The organism is Nonomuraea sp. NPDC050786 (genome assembly GCF_040654115.1).
Classification (GTDB): domain Bacteria; phylum Actinomycetota; class Actinomycetes; order Streptosporangiales; family Streptosporangiaceae; genus Nonomuraea.
Genome location: NZ_JBFAHJ010000003.1, coordinates 90,937 through 107,699 on the forward strand (window position 1 = coordinate 90,937; position 16,763 = coordinate 107,699).

Sequence of the window (16,763 nt, forward strand, 5' to 3'; positions counted from 1 at the left end):
TGGTGCCGGTCCAGCGGCGAATGCCGTGACCGAACAGACTGGTCACGGCATTCACCCGCCGCCGCCGTCGAAATGGCTCAAACGATGTCCCGCCCGGTCACGGCGTCAACCGGCTTTCGCGTGCGAGACGTAACCGACGCCCGCCCGGCCGGGGGAGCAGACTTCGCTCGTGCCGCCCACGCCCTGGTCCGTGCGGTCGTACAGGCAGGTGCCGACTTTCAGGGTTCACGCGCATTCGTTTCTGTCCATCGGTGGATCGGCCAGAAATCCGGCGCCCGCCGTCCCGGCGGAGGCTCGGACAGAACAAGGCGTACCCACGCGCCTATTCTCGGCTACCTCCCCGAAGCCAAACAACGCGTCAAGTCCTCCGGGCGCCCTTCGGCCCTCAATCGTCGAGCGCCGCGTACGCCGTCGTCCAGAAGTCCAGGAACGCAGTCGGCGGCCGCGGCGCGCCCAGGGCCCGCTGGGTGAGCAGGATGCCCACCACGTCCTCGGTGGGATCGACGGCCATCGTGGTGCCCAGGCCGCCGCTCCAGCCGAACCGTCCCGGCTTGCCGGCGAGGTCCTCCCGGCGGTTCTCGATCCCGACCCCGAAGCCCCAGCCGCCACCCGAGGCGAAGAAGATCTCGCTGCCCGCCTTGTGCTCCGGCCTGAGGTGGTCGGTGGTCATGAGCTCGACCGACGCCCGCGACAGGAGCCGGCCACCGTCGTAGCGGCCCTTGGCGAGCAGCATGCGGCAGAAGGCCAGGTAGTCGTCGGCGGTCGAGAGGAGGCCGGGCGCGCCGCCGCCGGACGGGAAGGCCGGTGGACGGTCCCAGGCCCCCTCCCGAGGGCCGTTCCTGCGCACCAGCTTCCCCGTCGCGGGGTCGGCGACGTACGACCCCGCGAGCCGGCCGAGCTTCGCGGCCGGCAGGTGGAAGCCGGTGTCCCGCATGCCGAGCGGCTCGAAGACCCGCTCGCGCAGGAACTCGTCGAGCGGCTGCCCCGCGGCACGCGCGATCAGCACGCCGAGCACGTCCATCGAGGTGTGGTACATCCACACGGCTCCCGGCTGGTGGACCAGCGGCAACGTGGCGAGCCGCTTGATCCACTCATCGGGCTCGACCGTCGGCCCGTCCACCCCGACCCCGAGCCCGGCCTCCTCGATCGCCCGCTGGATGGGGTAGCTGCCGGGAGGCGCGATGATCGCCCCCAGGCCGAGGCGGGAGGTCAGCAGGTCGCGCAGGGTGATCGAGCGCTCGGCCGGCACGGTGTCGTCGACCGGCCCGTCGATCCGCCGCAGCACGCGCCGCCCGGCCAGCTCGGGGATCAGGTCGTCCACCGGGTCGTCCAGCCGCAGCCGGCACTCCTCGACGAGGATCATCGCGGCCACGGCGGTGATCGGCTTGCCCATCGACGCGAGGCGGAAAAGGGTGTCCCGCCGCATGGGCGCGTTGCCGCCGACCTCCGTCGTGCCGTGCTCGGTCACGTACGTCTCCCCGTGCCGATGCACGAGCGCCACCAGCCCCGGCGCTTCACCGCGCGTGACAGCGCCGTCGAGCACCTTCCGCATGCGCCTGAGGCCGGCCTGGGACAGCCCACCGCTCATCGTGACTCCCTGTGTCGATCCGGTTCCCATTCTCGAAGGACAGACCGGCGGGCGTCCCGGAAATCATCGCAGTCAGGGGCCGGAAAGCGCGGGCGCCGTGGTGAGGACGTCCCTGGCGAGCGAGAGGTCGCCGGCCAGCTCGGCGGGGAACCCGGCCGGGTCTCCCCTGCCGCCCAGCAGGAAGCAGAAGTCCACCACGTCCGCCGTGATGTGCGCGTCCGGCGTGCCGGGCCCCGCGTCCGCCACGCCCAGCGGGACCCGCCACTCGCCCCCGCCGTCGCCGGTCAGGGTGAGACGGAGGGTACGGCCGGAGCCGTTCAGACCCGACAGGAGCATCGTCCAGGGCAGCAGGCGGGCGCACAGGTCGGCGGTCGGATGGATGTGCTCCGCGATGGGGTCGGGCAGCCGGATCCGGGCGGTCCGGGCGGCGTCGTCGGTGTGGATCCAGGTCTCCAGGCACCGCGCCAGGATCTGGTCGCGTACCGGCACCTCCATGCCGTCCAGCGTCGCGGGGGTCGTGGGCGGCAGGTCCGCCAGGTGGCGGCAGAGGGCGTCGGCCTGGGCCCGCCAGTCCCTTCTCGTCTGCTCGGGGCTGCGGGTGCGCTCGTACGCCTGCACGTCGCTCGTACGTCCCAGCGAGTCCGTCGCCCCCATGGGCGGGCCCAGCACGGGAGCCCCCACGGAGGCGGCCAGCAGGCCGTCCTTGGCGGCCAGGTGGGCGACGAGCTCCTGGAGGGTCCAGCCCTCGACGATCACGCGGGACCAGTCGTCGTCCTCGGCCGAGGCGAGCAGCGCGTCCATCGCGGCCACCCGGCCGGCGTACGGCTCCGCCCAGGGCGCGGTGGGAGCCGCGGGCCTGCGCCGGGCCCTGGCCCCGGCCAGGAGCTGGGGCCGCAGCGAGCGGGCCGGCACCCCGGGGTCCTCCATCATCGCGTCCAGGTAGAGGCGCTCGACGGGGTCCATTACACCTCTTCCTCCGCAAGCGCGTCCGCCAGGCGTCTCAGCGCCAGCCGGATGCGCGATTTGGCCGTGCCCTCGGGCACGCCCAGTTCCTCTCCCACCTGCCGGTAGGTCCTGCCGCCGAAATAGGCCAGCTCCACCGCCTCCCGGAGGCCGTCGGGCAGCGACGTCACCGCCTGCCGCACCCGCTCGGCCTCGTCGGCGGCGAGCACGGCGTCCTCCAGCCTGGCGGGTTCGCGCTCGAACAGCCTCGGCCCCAGCGCCGACACCCGGCGGCGCTCCTCGGCGCGTACATGGTCGACCGCCCGGCGGTGCGCGATCGTCGCCAGCCACGCGCGTAAGGTGCCACGCTCGGGGTCGTAGGCGAGCGGCCGCTCCCAGAAGACCAGAAAGACCTCCTGAGTGATGTCCTCGGCGATCACCCGGTCCCTGGTGACCCGCAGGGCGAGCCCGAAGATCAGCGGGGAGAGCCGATCGTAGACCTCGCCCAGCGCGGCCTCGTCGCCGCCGACCACCCGCCGGTGCAACAGGCGGTCGTCGTACGGTGCCTCCACTGGCACCACACTCCCGTGTAATCCGGACCAAGGCGGCGGGTGCGCCGCGACCCGAGCATGTCATTATTCGCCGGAAATGTAGAGCCGGATGACCGGCGGACCGCACTTTGCCCGCTCGCGATAAGGTCGGAGGACCACCACGGAGGGAGCAAACGTCATGGCCACCACCCGCACCGCCACCACCGAGTGGAAGGGCGCCCTGATGAACGGCTCGGGCACGGTCTCGCTGAACACGTCCGGCGTGGGCATGTTCGAGGTCTCCTGGGCGTCCAGGTCCCAGGAGGCCAATGGCAAGACCTCCCCTGAGGAGCTCATCGCCGCGGCCCACTCGTCCTGCTTCTCGATGGCGCTCTCGCACGCGCTGGCCGGCGCCGGCACCCCGCCGGAGTCGCTGGAGACGAGCGCCGACGTGACGTTCCAGCCGGGTGAGGGCATCACGGGCATCGTGCTCACGGTGAAGGGTCAGGTGCCGGGCATCTCGGCCGAGCAGTTCCAGGAGGCCGCCGAGACGGCCAAGGCCAACTGCCCGGTCAGCAAGGCCCTGGCGGGCACCACGATCACGCTCGAGGCTGAGCTGCTCTGACTGTCCGACACTTGCCGACACGCCCGGGGGCGCCCGTCGCGGCACGTTGGGGTGCCCCCCCTACATGAAGGGCGATCGGGTTATTGAGAGACCAAGAGCGCGTTCGCATGCGACAATACGGTCACATGCGTGAGGTCTGGCCGGGCGAGCCCTACCCCCTCGGCGCTACCTGGGATGGCGTGGGCACCAGCTTTTCGGTGTTCTCGGAGGTCGCCGAGCGGGTCGAGCTGTGCCTTTTTCACGATGACGGCACCGAGGAGCGGGTCGATCTGCCCGAGGTCGACGGGTTCGTCTGGCATGGCTATCTGCCGGGCATCCAGCCGGGGCAGCGGTACGGCTTCCGCGTCCACGGGCCGTACGAGCCGTCCCAGGGTCATCGGAGCAATCCCGCCAAGCTGCTGCTCGACCCCTATGCCAAGGCCATCGACGGCGAGCTGACCTGGAACCAGGCGCTGTTCCCCTACTACTTCACCGACCCCTCCAGGCGCAACACCGAGGACAGCGCCCCCTACATGCCGAAGAACGTGGTCATCAACCCGTTCTTCGAGTGGGGCAACGACCGGCCGCCGCGCATCCCGTACCACCAGACCGTGATCTACGAGGCCCACGTGCGGGGCCTCACCATGCGCCACCCCGACGTGCCGGCCGACCTGCGCGGCACGTACGCGGGCATGGGGCACCCCGCGGTCATCGAGCACCTGCTGTCGATCGGGGTGACGGCGGTCGAGCTGATGCCGGTGCACCACTACATCCCCGAGCACTTCCTGGTGGCCCGCGGGCTGACCAACTACTGGGGCTACAACACCATGGCCTACCTGGCGCCCCACGGCGGCTACTCCAGCGCGGGGACGCGGGGGCAGCAGGTGCTGGAGTTCAAGGCGATGGTGCGGGCGCTGCACGAGGCGGGCATCGAGGTCATCCTCGACGTGGTCTACAACCACACGGCCGAGGGCGACCACATGGGGCCCACGCTGGGGTTCAGGGGGATCGACAACGCCGCCTACTACCGGCTGCACGACGGTGACCGGCGCTACTACCTCGACTACACCGGCTGCGGCAACTCCCTCAACGTGCGCTCGCCGCACGCGCTGCAGCTGATCATGGACTCGCTCCGTTACTGGGTGCTCGAGATGCACGTCGACGGGTTCCGGTTCGACCTGGCGTCGGCGCTGGCCAGGGAGCTGCACGACGTCGACCGGCTGAGCGCGTTCTTCGACCTGATCCAGCAGGACCCGGTGATCTCGCAGGTCAAGCTGATCGCCGAGCCGTGGGACGTGGGTCCCGGCGGCTACCAGGTCGGAAATTTCCCGCCCTTGTGGACGGAATGGAACGGGAAATACCGCGACATCGTGCGAGATTTCTGGAGGGGTACGCATTCCGCCCTCCCCGAGTTCGCCTCCCGCCTGACCGGCTCCGCCGACCTCTACGAGTCCTCCGGCCGCCGCCCGGTCGCCTCGATCAACTTCGTGACCTGTCACGACGGGTTCACCCTCGCCGACCTGGTCTCGTACGACCACAAGCACAACGAGGCCAACGCCGAGGACAACCGCGACGGCACCAACGACAACCGCTCCTGGAACTGCGGCGCTGAGGGCCCCGTCGAGGACCCCGAGATCGTCCGGCTCCGCCGCCGCCAGCGGCGCAACTTCCTGGCCACGCTGTTCCTGTCACAGGGCGTGCCCATGCTCTCCCACGGCGACGAGCTCGGGCGCACCCAGCGCGGCAACAACAACGCCTACTGCCAGGACAACGAGCTGGCCTGGGTCGACTGGTCGATGGTGCACACGGAGCAGGAGCTGCTCGAGTTCGTCAGGGCACTGTCGAAGCTGCGCCGCGAGCACCCGGTCTTCCAGCGCCGCCGCTTCTTCCACGGCCGCCATCCCGCGGACGGCAAGCGCGACCTGGTCTGGCTCACCCCGGGCGGCAAGGAGATGACGGCGGGCGACTGGCACACCGGGTACGCCAAGTCGCTCATGGTCTACCTGAACGGCGAGGCCATCACCGAGCCGGGGCCGAGGGGCGAGCGGATCGTGGACGACTCGTTCCTGCTGCTCATCAACGCGCACCACGAGAACATGCCGTTCACGCTGCCGGGCGAGGAGTGCGGCACCGGGTGGGTGCCCGTGCTCGACACCAGCCACGACACGATGGAGGAGGCGTTCGGGGACGAGGGCTGGCAGGCGGGCGACGTGGTGGCCGTCACCTCCCGTTCCCTCCAGGTCCTCCGCCAGCCCCGCCGCACGCAGGGCAACGCCCGATAGGCGGTGGCGCCCGGGCTCAGAAGAAGCGCGGCGCGCTGGCGGTGAGGAGCACCAGCGCGAACGTCGCCACCCCCGCCAGCCCGTGCAACGTCACCGCCAGCACCGGGAACCCCCGGCCGCGCACCTTGTGCCGCCCGGCCCCGAGCCACCGCGTGAACATCGCGAACCCCAGCAGCGCCGCCGCCGCCAACGCCCCGAACGCCGTCCACGCCAGCACCCGGCTCCCCGTGACCAGTCCGGCGATCCAGCACACCAGCGCCGACACGGACAGCGCCGGGTGGGCGAAGACCAGCGCGGCCGGGAACCGGGTGACCTTGGCCCGGCGCAGGCCGCCCCCGGACAGCCAGTAGTAGAGCAGGTACACCCCGGCGAGTGCGGCGATCGTCCACGCGGCAGCGGTGACCAGACCCACTGGGCCTCCCTCCCCATCCCTGCCGTCACGGTAAGCACAGGAACGCCCGTACGTCCTCGGAATACACAAAAGCGCTATATGTCCTGAAACCATCCCCCTTGGCGGTCACTCCGGGGAGGGTGGGCGGTGCTCGGCTCCCCAGTCCCACATGGCCTGCAGCACGGGCCCGAGGCCGCGCCCCTGCGGGGTCAGCCGGTAGTGGGTGCGGGGCGGCCAGCCGGTCCGGCGGTGCCGGATGACGACGCCGGCCTCCGTCAGCTGCGCCAGCCGGTCGGACAGGACCTTGTCCGACAGTGCGGGCAGGGCGTCCCGGAGTTCGCTGAACGTACGCCCGCCCCGCAGGAGCTCGCGTACCACCAAGGTCGTCCAGCGGCCGCGCAGCACGGCGAGGGTGATCTCCACCGGGCACGCCGGATCGGGTTCGGTGACGGCGGCCGACGGGTCGTCGGGCAGCCCCGGCCGGGCCGCATGACCAACCATTTGGTGAGCCACGATGGCGCCTCCTAGCGTTCCGCATCTCAGGTGTTTCTACCTTGCGGAAGGACGTGGACGGACGATGCGGGAGCTTGCGGAGCGGGCGGAGGACGTGCCGGCGGTGTTCGCCGAGCGGTTCAACAGCGGCGACCTGGCGGCGCTGGCCGAGGTGTACGAGAGCGAGGCGGCGTTCGTGCCCGAACCGGGCATGCCCCTGACCGGCGCGGAGGCGCAGGCGGCCAATGCCGCGTTCGCCGGCCTCGGGGTGCCGATCGACGTCCGCCCGCGGCACGTCTACACGACCGGCGACCTCGCGCTGCTGATCGTGGACTGGACGATCGACGGGACGGACAGGCACGGCGAGCACGTCCACATCGAGGGCACCGCCACCGACGACGCCCGGCGCGGCACGGACGGGCGCTGGAGGTACGCGATCGACAATCCGTTCGGCGTGCTGCGCGGTGCTCGGTGAGCGAAGGCGCTGACGCGGAGGATGTGCGGCTGGACCCGCCGGTACTTCGGTCAGATCCCAGGCCGGCCGCCGTCGCTTCGAGGCCCGACTTCCCCGGCCGACCGGCCGGAACGGGTCGCGGGCGTGGGTTGTCGGTAGGGTGTGCCAAGGTAGAGGAGTGCGGCGCATCTATCCCGACATACAGGACAATCCGGACATCGTTCAGGCGTACGCCTACCCCGACGACCGGCCGTGGCTGCGGCTCAACATGGTGGCCAGCGCCGACGGCGCGGCGTGGCTGAAGGGCCGATCGGGCGGCCTGTCCAGCGGGGGCGACAAGCGGATCTTCCAGATCCTGCGCGGCCTGGCCGACGTCATCGTCGCCGGGGCCGCGACCGTGCGCAAGGAGGGCTACGGCCCGGTCGAGCCGCGCGATGCGTGGACCGGCATCCGCGCGGGCAGGCCCGAGGTGCCGCCCATCGCGGTCATCAGCCGCAGCCTGGACTTCGACCTCGACGGCGAGCTGTTCACCGACGCCCCCAGCAGGACGATTGTGATCACCTGCGAGGCCGCCCCGCGCGAGCGGCGCAAGGCGGCGGCCCAGGGCTCCGACGTCGTCGTGGCCGGAGAGGAGGGGGTCGACATGCGGCGGGCCGTGGCCGCGCTGCACGAGCGCGGCCTGACCAGGATCCTGTGCGAGGGCGGGCCCAGGATCAACGCCCAGCTCTCGGCGGACGACCTGGTCGACGAGCTCTGCCTGTCGATCAGCCCGCTGCTGGTCGGCGGCGGCGCGGCGCGCATCGTCAACGGGGAGCCCGCGCAGGTCACACTGGGCCTCAGCCAGGTGCTGGAAGAGGAGGGGGTCCTCTTCTGCAAATACACGAGGGAGCAGAGCGATGAGCGAGCCGACTGACCAGACTGCCTCCGTCGAGGAGCCGGCGCCGGTCGAAGGGCCGGTCGAAGGGCCCGTCGAGGAGCAAGAGCCGGAGCCGGTGCCCAACCTGCCGGTGCGCCCGCCCGTGCCGCCCATGCTGGCCAAGCCGGTCAAGGCCATGCCCAAGCAGGACGGCACGCTGTTCTACGAGCCGAAGTGGGACGGCTTTCGCTGCATCGTCTTCCGCGACGGCGACGAGGTCTACCTGGGCAGCCGTAAGGAGCGGCCGTTCACGCGCTACTTTCCCGAGCTGGTCGAGGCGGTCAGGGCCGAGTTGCCGGACAAGTGCGTGGTGGACGGGGAGATCGTGCTGCCCAGGGGGTCGCAGCTCGACTTCGACGCGCTGCAGCAGCGCATCCATCCGGCGGCCTCGCGGGTGAAGCTCCTGTCGGAGCAGACGCCGGCCCAGTTCGTCGCGTTCGACCTGCTCGCGCTGGGCGATGAGTCGCTGATGGAGGAGCCGTTCTCGGAGCGGCGGGCGCGCCTTGAGGGGATATTTCCGGAAAAGGGCGAGTCCATCCGGCTGACCCCGGTCACGACCAGCGACGAGCAGGCCGCCGAGTGGTTCCAGACGTTCGAGGGGGCGGGGCTCGACGGCATCATCGTCAAGCCGGGCGACCAGCCGTACGTCCCCGACAAGCGCACCATGTTCAAGGTCAAGCACGAGCGCACGGCCGACGTGGTGATCTGCGGCTACCGCGAGCACAAGTCGGGCCCGATCGTGGGATCGCTGCTGCTCGGCCTCTACGGCGCCGACGGCAGGCTGCACCATGTGGGAGTGGCCGCCTCGTTCCCGATGGCGCGCAGGGCCGAGCTGGTGGAGGAGATCAGCCCGTACATCGCGGAGCTGAGCGAGCACCCGTGGGGCCACTGGGCCGAGCAGGCGACGGCCAACATCGGCCAGCCCGCCGCCGGTCCCTCGCGGGGCGGGCAGCGGGTGCCCGGCGCGGTGTCGCGGTGGAACGCCAAGAAGGACCTGTCGTTCATCCCGCTCAGGCCGGAGCTGGTGATCGAGGTGGCCTACGACCAGATGGAAGGCGACCGGTTCCGGCACACCGCCCAGTGGCGGCGGTGGCGGCCCGACCGCACCCCTGAGTCGTGCACGTACGAGCAGCTCGAACGGCCCGTCAGCTACGACCTCGACGACATCCTGGCCCGCTGACGCGACAGCGTGAAGCCCGAAGGTGACGTCGGCCGGGCTCGTCGTTCGCGGCTGGGACGCGTCGGCACCCGTGGGCGCTAAGCGAGCCAGATGAGCCCGGCGAAGCGGCCGCCCGGCTGCTCTCTGCGGTGCGAGTACAGCTCCTCCGACTCGATCGTGCAGCGGGCGTCATGGCGTACGTCCGGCAGGCCCGCCGCGCGCAACTGAGCCTCGATCCCGGCCCGCAGGTCGAGCGCGGGCGTGTCCCACGACGTCGTGGACCACGTCTCAGGAACGCGGGCGGCCACCCGCTCGCGCAGCTCCGCGGGAACCTCGTAGCAGCGGCCGCACGCGCCGGGCCCGATCAGCGCGACCATCCGCCCCGGCTCGGCGCCCTTGGCCGCCATGGCCGCCACCAGCGCGCTCGCGATGCCCGCCTCGGTGCCCGGGCGGCCGGAGTGCGCCGCGCCCACCATGCGCGCCACCGGATCGGCCACCAGCACCGCCGGGCAGTCGGCCCCGAGCGAGGCCAGCGCCAGGCCAGGCTCGGTGGTGAACACCCCGTCGAGCGCCGGCGGGTCGTCCCCGAACGGCTCGCTCACGTAGGCGACGTCCGCGCCGTGGACCTGGCGCATGAACACGATGCCCCGCACGCCCAGCTCGGCCGCCACGCCCGCCCGGTTGGCCCGCACGGCCTCCGGGTCGTCGCCGACCAGCCCGCCGAGGTTGCGCGACCCGTACGGCGGGACGCTGACGCCTCCGTGTCGGTCGGTGATGGCGACATGCACTCCAGGGGCCAGCTGCATGGCTCGATCCTAGACCTGCTGATCCGCCTGTCCGTGCTCCCGCGTGGGCGGCCGCCGACCCTGCTTGATCTAGAGCCGACTCTAGCTTGTAGCGTCCAGACGTCACCGATTGAACGGACGGGGAAAGATCATGAGTGTGTGGTTCGTCACGGGAGCGTCGCGGGGTCTCGGAGCGGAGATCGTGCGCGAAGCACTGTCACGGGGGCACAGTGTCATTGCCACGGCTCGGAACGCGGAGGCGGTGCTCGCGACATATCCGGACAAGCCCGCCGGGCTGCTGGCCGTGACCGCGGATGTCACTTCTCAGGAGCAGTTGCAGGCCGCCGTCGATGCGGGACTGGCCGAGTTCGGCCGGATCGACGTCGTGGTGAACAATGCCGGGTACGGGCTGGTGGGCGCGGTCGAGGAGGTGTCCGACAAGGCGGTACGCGACCTGTTCGACGTCAACGTCTTCGGCGTGCTGAACACCTTGCGCGCGACGCTGCCCACGCTGCGGGCCCAGCGGTCCGGGTGCGTGCTGAACATCGGTTCGGTGGCCGGGTTCGCGACGGCCCCGGGCACGGGCCTGTACGGCGCGACGAAGTTCGCCCTCGAGGGCATCTCCGAAGCGCTGCACGGCGAACTGGCGCCACTCGGTGTGCGGGTCGTCATCGTCGAGCCGGGCGGCTTCCGTACGGACTTCCTCAACAGCGCCAGCCTGGAAGTCCAGCCCGCCTCCATCTCGGATTATGACGCCGGCGCGGGCCCGACCCGCGCGGCCCTGGCCGCCAACGACGGCCGCCAGCCGGGCGACCCGGCGAAGGCCGCCACCGCGATCGTGGACGTCGCGGAGGCCGGCGACCCTCCGCTGCGCCTGCAACTCGGTGCGGACGCGGTCGCACGTGTGGAGGCCAAGCTCGACCTCGTCCGGCGCGAGCTGGACCAGTGGCGGCACGTCGCTCTCTCGACCGGCTTCTGAGCGCCCTGTCACCTTGGCGGGGCGGTTCCCGGCCGCGAAGGGGCGGCGCACTACGCTCGGGCGCGCAGAAGTGAGCTATGACGAGGAGCCTGCCCGATGACGAACCTTGCTGACCTGCACGCCCTGATGGCCCGGCTCGGGCATCCGGTGGCCGGGAACGCCGCCGCCGCCGTGGAGTCGCGCTTCGCGGACGGGGCGCCGTACCGGTTCGAGATCCCCAGCGTCGAGGGGCCGGCCGTGCTCGAGTCGGTGGTCGCCGAGGCCGACCGGCTCGGCGTGCCGATCGCCAGGACGTCGCAGGGCAGCGGCGTGATGATGCTGACGGACGCCGAGATCTCCGACATGGCGCGGATCGGGGCCGAGCGGGGCATCGAGATCAACCTGTTCCTCGGGCCGCGGGCCGCCTGGGACACCGGCGGCCAGGCCAAGCTGACCCAGGCCGTCGGCGCGGCCGCGCGGGGGAACGCGATGGTGGCGGCGTGCGTGGCGGACGCGCTGCGGGCCTGCTCGCTGGGCATCCGCAGCCTCCTCGTCGGCGACGTCGGCACGCTCGAGGTGCTGCGCGCGCTGAAGGAGGACGGCACGCTCCCCGCCAATCTGGTGCTGAAGACGTCCGTGCTGATGCCGCTCACCAACGGCCCGACCGCGGCGGTCTTCGAGCGGCTCGGCGCCACCACCGTGAACGTGGGCACCGACCTGACCGTGCCGCACCTGGCCGAGATCCGGGCCGCGACCAGGCTGCCGATCGACCTCTACCTGGAGGTGCCGGACGACCAGGGCGGGTTCGTACGGTTCTACGAGGCGGTGGAGATCGTACGGGCCGCCGCGCCGGTCTACCTGAAGATGGGGCTGCGCAACGCGCCCAACATCTACCCCTCCGGCTCGCACCTCGGGGCGGTGCCGCGGGAGCTGGGGCGTGAGCGGGTGCGGCGGGCAGCGCTGGTGCAGCGGCTGATCGAGCAGCTCGACCCGGCGCTCGGCGGGCAGGTCGGCGGCGGCCCCGCCCCGGACCTGGGCGTTCCCGAGCTCTAGGCCCTCAGGCGGTGGACCGTCAGCGGGCCGCCGCCCCAGCGTCCGATGGCCTCCTCGTCGGCGAAGGCCAGGACCCGCATCATGTTCCCGCCGTCGCTGAGCTCCACGTTGCGGCGCAGCCTGCGCACCAGGTCGCCGGGCAGGCGGCTCGTGCCCGCCTCGACCGTGTCGCCGTAATGGGGGGCGAAGGCGACGCCCGCGAAGCCGGTACGGGCGAGCAGCGTGCGAACGGTCTGGGACGAGTAGAACATCAGGTGGTTCTTGGTGAACCCGTTCCACGCCGGCCCGTATGCCTTGAGCTGCGTCGACCGCGCGTTCACGGTCAGCATGAGCAGCACCCCGCCGGGCGCCAGCAGGCGTCTGAACACCGCGAAGTCATCCAGCGGCCTGGGCAGGTGCGCCAGCACCGACCAGAGCGTGATCACGTCGAACCCTCCGGCGGCGATCTCCGGCACGTCCTCGGGCGCGCCGAGGTACGTGCGCACGCTGCTCAGCCGTTCGTTGGCCTGGGCGACGGACTCGGGCGACAGCTCCACCCCGCAGGCGTCGAACCCTCGCTGCTCGGCCAGCTCCAGGAAGAGCCCGATCCCGGAGCCGAAGTCGAGCAGCCGCCGCTCCTTGCCCTCGTCGAACACCGGCGAGAACGCCTGCATGGTCAGTTCGTAGCGGCGCTGCCGGTTGGCGGCGTACTTGCCGGTCAGGAAGGTGTTGTAGCCGGTGGCGTACAGGTCGCCGAGGCGCTCGGGACGGACGCCCGGGTTGCGGTAGAGGAAGCCGCAGCCCGGGCAGCGGACGACGTGGTAGCGCCATCCGTTGCCGCCGGGCGAGAAGAGCGGCTGCTGGCGGGTGTCCCCGCACATCATGCAGCTCAGGAACTCCTCGATCGCCTTCAGCGGCCTGAGCTGCTGGTAGTCGGCCAGCCTCAGGACCGGGGCGCGCCTGGTCAGCCATCGCCACTGGGCCTCGCGTACCAGCAGCTCCCCTGGGCGGACGTAGACGCGCTGGCTCCACGGAACGCGGTCATATCGGGAGCCATAGGCCAACCGGCCCAACAGTCGAGGTGCCATGCGAAGCGTCTTCCCCGATCACCTTGACACCCATGCGTAGGTGTTCGCGTACTTTACGTGACCTTAGGTGTTCGAGAAGCTCAAGCAAGCGTATGCTTGGGCACGTGCCTGACTATCGCAATCTCATCGGCGGCGAGCTGGTCCCCGCAAGCGACGGCAGAACCCTCGACTCCATCAACCCGGCCACCGGGGAGGTGTGGGCGCGGATCCCGGCCGGCGGGCCGCGCGACGCCGAGGCGGCCGTGGCGGCGGCCCGCCGCGCGTTTCCCGCCTGGTCGGCGCTGCCCGCCCTGGCCAGAGTGGGCTACCTGCGCAAGGTGTCGGAGGTGTTCGCGGACAACGCCGAGGAGCTGGCCCGGCTGGAGACGCGCGACAACGGCCGGATCCTGCGCGACACCCTCAAGAGGGACCTGCCGGGGATGGCGTACCTGTGGCAGCTGGCCGCCGGGCAGTGCCTGGACGCGGCCAAGGGCGACACGGTCATCCTGGGTCCCGACACGCTCGGGCTGACGCGGCGGGAGCCGTACGGGGTGGCGGTCTGCATCATCCCGTGGAACTCCCCCATCTCGACCTTCTCCGCCAAGGCCGCGTACGCGCTGGCGGCCGGGAACACGGTGATCGTCAAACCGGCCGAGCAGGCGAGCGCGTCGGTGCTGCGGCTGGGCGAGCTGCTGGTGGAGGTGTTCCCGCCCGGCGTGCTCAACATCGTCAGCGGCCTGGGCGAGGAGGTCGGGGACGCGCTCGTACGGCACCGCGACGTGGCAAAGATCAGCCTCACCGGCTCGACGGCCACCGGCCAGGCGATCACGCGGGCGTCGGCGGACGCGCTCAAGCCCCTGACGTTCGAGCTTGGCGGCAAGTCCCCCAATATCGTCTTTCCCGACGCCGACCTGGACGCGGCCACCCGGGGCGTCACGGTGAACTCGATCTACACCGGCAACGCCGGACAGGTGTGCGTGGCAGGCTCCCGCATCCTCATCCACCGGTCGATCTGGGACGAGATGCTGGCCCGCATCGAGCGCGTCTGCGCGGGCCTGATCCTGGACGACCCCCTGGACCTGCGGACGACCATGGGCCCGATAGTGTCGCAGGCGCAGTACGACAACGTGCGGTCGTACCTCGAGCTGGCGGAGAAGGAGGGGGCGAGCCTGGTCTTCGGCGGCCGGACGGGCGCCGACGTGGTGCCCGGCCTCCCGGGCGGCTACTGGGTCGCCCCGACCCTCTACACGACCACGGACAACTCGCTCCGGATCTGCCAGGAGGAGATCTTCGGCCCGGTCGCCGTGGCCATGCCGTTCTCCTCCGACGAGGAGGCGCTGGAGATCGCGAACGACTCCCGCTACGGCCTGGCGGCGGGCGTCTGGACGCGCGACCTGGGCCGGGCGCACCGGTTCGTGCGCGATCTGCAGAGCGGTACGGTGTGGGTGAACACGTTCCGCCAGATGCCGCCCGGGCTGCCGTTCGGCGGCGTCAAGGAGAGCGGGTACGGCCACGATTCGGTCCTCGAGTACACCCGCGAAAAGGCAGCCATAATCCAGATTTAGTCAGATAGATTTACCCCTCATGAGCGAGGGGATCAAGGACCAGCCGGGCCTGTCGGAGGCAGCCGCCCAGTCCCGTGCGTCGGTGCTGCGCAGCCGCGCCGAGTCGTACATCGCCCTGTCGAGACATGACGCCGCGATCGCGGATCTGACGGAGTCGATCGCGCTGGCGCCCGACAACGCCCGCGCCTGGCGGCTGCGCGGCGAGAGCCACCGCGTCATCGAACGCTACGAGGCCGCGCTGGAGGATTTCGACGAGGCGCTCCGGCTGGAGCCGGACAGCGCGTACGCCCTGGGCTCGCGCGGCCAGACGTACGCCGCGATGGGGCGTCTGGATGACGCCATGGCGGACTTCGAGCACGCCCTCACCCTCGCCCCCGACTCCCTGTGGATCCTGGAGGCGAAGGCCGACGCCCTGGTGGACCTGGACCGCCTCGACGAGGCCCTGGAGACGCACGGGAAGATCATCGCCCTGAACGAGGAACTCCCCTACTCCTGGGCGGCCCGCGGCGACCTGTACCAGCGCATGCACCTTTACGCCGAGGCCATCGACGACTACACCAAGGCGCTGGAGGTCAATCCGGAGTACGTACGCGCGCTGAGCCGGAGGGGCGAGGCGCTGCGCATGACAGACCGGTACGAGGAGGCGCTGACGGACCTCAACCACGCCTTGGAGCTGGACCCGGAGAACGACCGCGCCTATGGCAGCCGGGGGGCGGTGCTGAGCGAGCTGGGCGACAACGAGGCGGCCCTGAACGATCTGAACCGGGCGATCGACCTGGACCCCGAGTACATCTGGGCGTTCCGGGTGCGGGGGGAGATCCTTCAGGAGCTGGACCGCCACGAGGAGGCGGTCTCCGACTTCACCCAGGCCCTCCACCTGGAATTCGGCGACTGACGCCGGCAAGGGTAGGCGGGCCGACTTCGCCGATGTCGTCGATGAGGACGCCACGCTCCTCGCGGCATGGATGCGTGACCTCCCGTCGGACCTTCCGGAAGACCCGACCTCTGAGCAGGTCAACGCGTGGGTGGAGCTGGCCGAACTGGTGGGCGATGACAGCTTCCGGCAGACGGTCCGACGGATGGTTCTCAGCGGCGAGGAGGACAACCGCCTCGAGTACGGCCTCAACCTCCGGCCCTTGGTCCTGGAGCACGCGGGCGGCGCTCTGTCACGTGGCATCGCGCCGGAGTCGCCCAGGACGCACCTGATCCTGGAGCGGATCATGCCTGACGACCTTCCTGCCGAGGAGACCGCCGCCCTGATCACATGGCTGGAAATGGTCGCGGAGCCCAGGGTGGAGCGGTACTGGCAGCTCCTGAGCATCCTCAAGGGCCAGGAGTTCTGGAACAAGGTAGGCCAGACCCGAGCGGCCGACGTCTCCTTCGTCCTCGACGAACTGACCGGCGCGCACCCCCTCTGGAAGGGCGCCTCGCTGATTGCCCCGTCCCGGATCGCGATGGCCGGGCACTCCGCAGGAGGCGCGAGCGCCATCGCTGCCATGCTGAACGACACCCGCGTACGCGCTGGGCTCAACATGGACGGCACCACATTCTCCCCCATCCCGAACAGCGGGCTTTCGCGGCCGTTCCTCTTCCTGGGCGCGCAGGCCATGCACAGCCCAGGAGGCAAGGACACCGCATGGGAACGTGACTGGGCACATCTGACCGGATGGAAGCGCTGGCTCGTGGTGACAGGGGCAGAGCATGCCTCCTTCACCGACACCGCGCTGCTGGTGGAGCAACTCGGCATCTACCGCAATCCCGGCCTGTCCGCAGAGCGCGCGGTTGAAATCACCCGCGGCACCGTTCGAGCCTTCCTCGACCTGCATCTGCACCACAAGCCCCACCCGCTGCTGGACAAGCCGTCAACGCGCTACCCCGAGGTCAAACGGTGTGACGTCGTGCAGAAGACCTGCGCCTAGATCGCCCGCTGAGCCATGTACAGACGACGGCGCCGTAGCCCCCAACCAGATCGTCTGGAACGTGCGCTCCTACACGTGC

17 protein-coding genes are annotated in these 16,763 nt (G+C 70.9%); 10 read left to right on the top strand and 7 right to left on the bottom strand.

Annotation, left to right across the window (positions count from 1 at the left end):
• Window positions 1-385: 385 nt before the first annotated feature.
• The 3 genes from AB0H84_RS08005 to AB0H84_RS08015 form a co-directional block, all read right to left on the bottom strand.
• Entirely contained in the window at window positions 386-1,588 is a 1,203-nt protein-coding gene (locus AB0H84_RS08005) for a serine hydrolase domain-containing protein (RefSeq protein WP_357599928.1), read from the bottom strand.
• A 72-nt stretch (window positions 1,589-1,660) separates the two neighbouring features.
• Window positions 1,661-2,551 (bottom strand): maleylpyruvate isomerase family mycothiol-dependent enzyme, encoded by an 891-nt coding sequence (locus AB0H84_RS08010; RefSeq protein WP_357599931.1) that lies wholly within the window; start codon window positions 2,549-2,551, stop codon window positions 1,661-1,663.
• Window positions 2,551-3,108: a sigma-70 family RNA polymerase sigma factor gene (locus AB0H84_RS08015; RefSeq protein WP_357599934.1), complete on the bottom strand. Its 558-nt coding sequence runs from the start codon at window positions 3,106-3,108 to the stop codon at window positions 2,551-2,553. Before AB0H84_RS08015 ends, AB0H84_RS08010 begins: the two co-directional genes overlap by 1 nt.
• Before the next feature lie 151 nt (window positions 3,109-3,259).
• Here AB0H84_RS08015 and AB0H84_RS08020 point away from each other — a divergent pair, with 151 nt between their 5' ends.
• Both AB0H84_RS08020 and glgX read left to right on the top strand, forming a co-directional pair.
• Window positions 3,260-3,685 carry an OsmC family protein gene (locus AB0H84_RS08020; protein WP_357599936.1) on the top strand — a complete coding sequence of 142 codons (426 nt, stop codon included), beginning with the start codon at window positions 3,260-3,262 and terminating at the stop codon, window positions 3,683-3,685.
• Window positions 3,686-3,810: 125 nt separating this feature from the next.
• On the top strand, window positions 3,811-5,946 hold the full coding sequence (gene glgX, locus AB0H84_RS08025; RefSeq protein ID WP_357599939.1) for a glycogen debranching protein GlgX: 2,136 nt from the start codon (window positions 3,811-3,813) through the stop codon (window positions 5,944-5,946).
• Between the two features lie 16 nt (window positions 5,947-5,962).
• Here the strand turns inward: glgX and AB0H84_RS08030 are convergent, their stop codons facing one another.
• On the bottom strand, window positions 5,963-6,358 hold the full coding sequence (locus AB0H84_RS08030) for a hypothetical protein (RefSeq protein WP_357599942.1): 396 nt from the start codon (window positions 6,356-6,358) through the stop codon (window positions 5,963-5,965).
• 105 nt (window positions 6,359-6,463) lie between these two features.
• Window positions 6,464-6,850, bottom strand: a complete 387-nt coding sequence (locus AB0H84_RS08035; protein ID WP_357599945.1) for a helix-turn-helix domain-containing protein — start codon at window positions 6,848-6,850, stop codon at window positions 6,464-6,466.
• Window positions 6,851-6,914: 64 nt separating this feature from the next.
• Between AB0H84_RS08035 and AB0H84_RS08040 the strand changes: the two genes are divergently transcribed.
• The 3 genes from AB0H84_RS08040 to AB0H84_RS08050 all read left to right on the top strand — a co-directional run bounded on the left by AB0H84_RS08040 (window position 6,915) and on the right by AB0H84_RS08050 (window position 9,379).
• A complete protein-coding gene (locus tag AB0H84_RS08040; protein WP_357599948.1) occupies window positions 6,915-7,304 on the top strand; it encodes a DUF4440 domain-containing protein in 390 nt (129 codons plus the stop codon).
• Window positions 7,305-7,461: 157 nt separating this feature from the next.
• Complete coding sequence (locus tag AB0H84_RS08045) at window positions 7,462-8,196, top strand: pyrimidine reductase family protein (RefSeq protein WP_357599951.1); 735 nt, start codon at window positions 7,462-7,464, stop codon at window positions 8,194-8,196.
• Window positions 8,180-9,379, top strand: coding sequence for an ATP-dependent DNA ligase (locus AB0H84_RS08050; RefSeq protein WP_357599953.1), 1,200 nt, complete (start codon window positions 8,180-8,182; stop codon window positions 9,377-9,379). The genes AB0H84_RS08045 and AB0H84_RS08050 overlap by 17 nt, the downstream gene beginning before the upstream one ends.
• 77 nt (window positions 9,380-9,456) lie before the next feature.
• Here AB0H84_RS08050 and pgeF read toward each other — a convergent pair whose 3' ends face one another.
• Entirely contained in the window at window positions 9,457-10,164 is a 708-nt protein-coding gene (gene pgeF, locus AB0H84_RS08055) for a peptidoglycan editing factor PgeF (protein WP_357599956.1), read from the bottom strand.
• Between the two features lie 130 nt (window positions 10,165-10,294).
• On the opposite strand from pgeF, the gene AB0H84_RS08060 reads away from it, so the two are divergent.
• Both AB0H84_RS08060 and AB0H84_RS08065 read left to right on the top strand, forming a co-directional pair.
• On the top strand, window positions 10,295-11,122 hold the full coding sequence (locus AB0H84_RS08060; RefSeq protein WP_357599959.1) for an oxidoreductase: 828 nt from the start codon (window positions 10,295-10,297) through the stop codon (window positions 11,120-11,122).
• Between the two features lie 96 nt (window positions 11,123-11,218).
• Complete coding sequence (locus AB0H84_RS08065) at window positions 11,219-12,154, top strand: hypothetical protein (protein ID WP_357599962.1); 936 nt, start codon at window positions 11,219-11,221, stop codon at window positions 12,152-12,154.
• On the opposite strand, the gene AB0H84_RS08070 is transcribed toward AB0H84_RS08065, so the two are convergent.
• Complete coding sequence (locus AB0H84_RS08070) at window positions 12,151-13,221, bottom strand: class I SAM-dependent methyltransferase (RefSeq protein WP_357599964.1); 1,071 nt, start codon at window positions 13,219-13,221, stop codon at window positions 12,151-12,153. The genes AB0H84_RS08065 and AB0H84_RS08070 overlap by 4 nt on opposite strands.
• 104 nt (window positions 13,222-13,325) lie before the next feature.
• Between AB0H84_RS08070 and AB0H84_RS08075 the strand changes: the two genes are divergently transcribed.
• The 3 genes from AB0H84_RS08075 (at window position 13,326) to AB0H84_RS08085 (ending at window position 16,684) form a co-directional block, all read left to right on the top strand.
• Complete coding sequence (locus AB0H84_RS08075; protein ID WP_357599967.1) at window positions 13,326-14,765, top strand: aldehyde dehydrogenase family protein; 1,440 nt, start codon at window positions 13,326-13,328, stop codon at window positions 14,763-14,765.
• 19 nt (window positions 14,766-14,784) lie between these two features.
• Complete coding sequence (locus tag AB0H84_RS08080) at window positions 14,785-15,660, top strand: tetratricopeptide repeat protein (RefSeq protein WP_357599970.1); 876 nt, start codon at window positions 14,785-14,787, stop codon at window positions 15,658-15,660.
• Between the two features lie 70 nt (window positions 15,661-15,730).
• Window positions 15,731-16,684, top strand: a complete 954-nt coding sequence (locus AB0H84_RS08085) for a hypothetical protein (protein ID WP_357599972.1) — start codon at window positions 15,731-15,733, stop codon at window positions 16,682-16,684.
• Window positions 16,685-16,763: the final 79 nt, after the last annotated feature.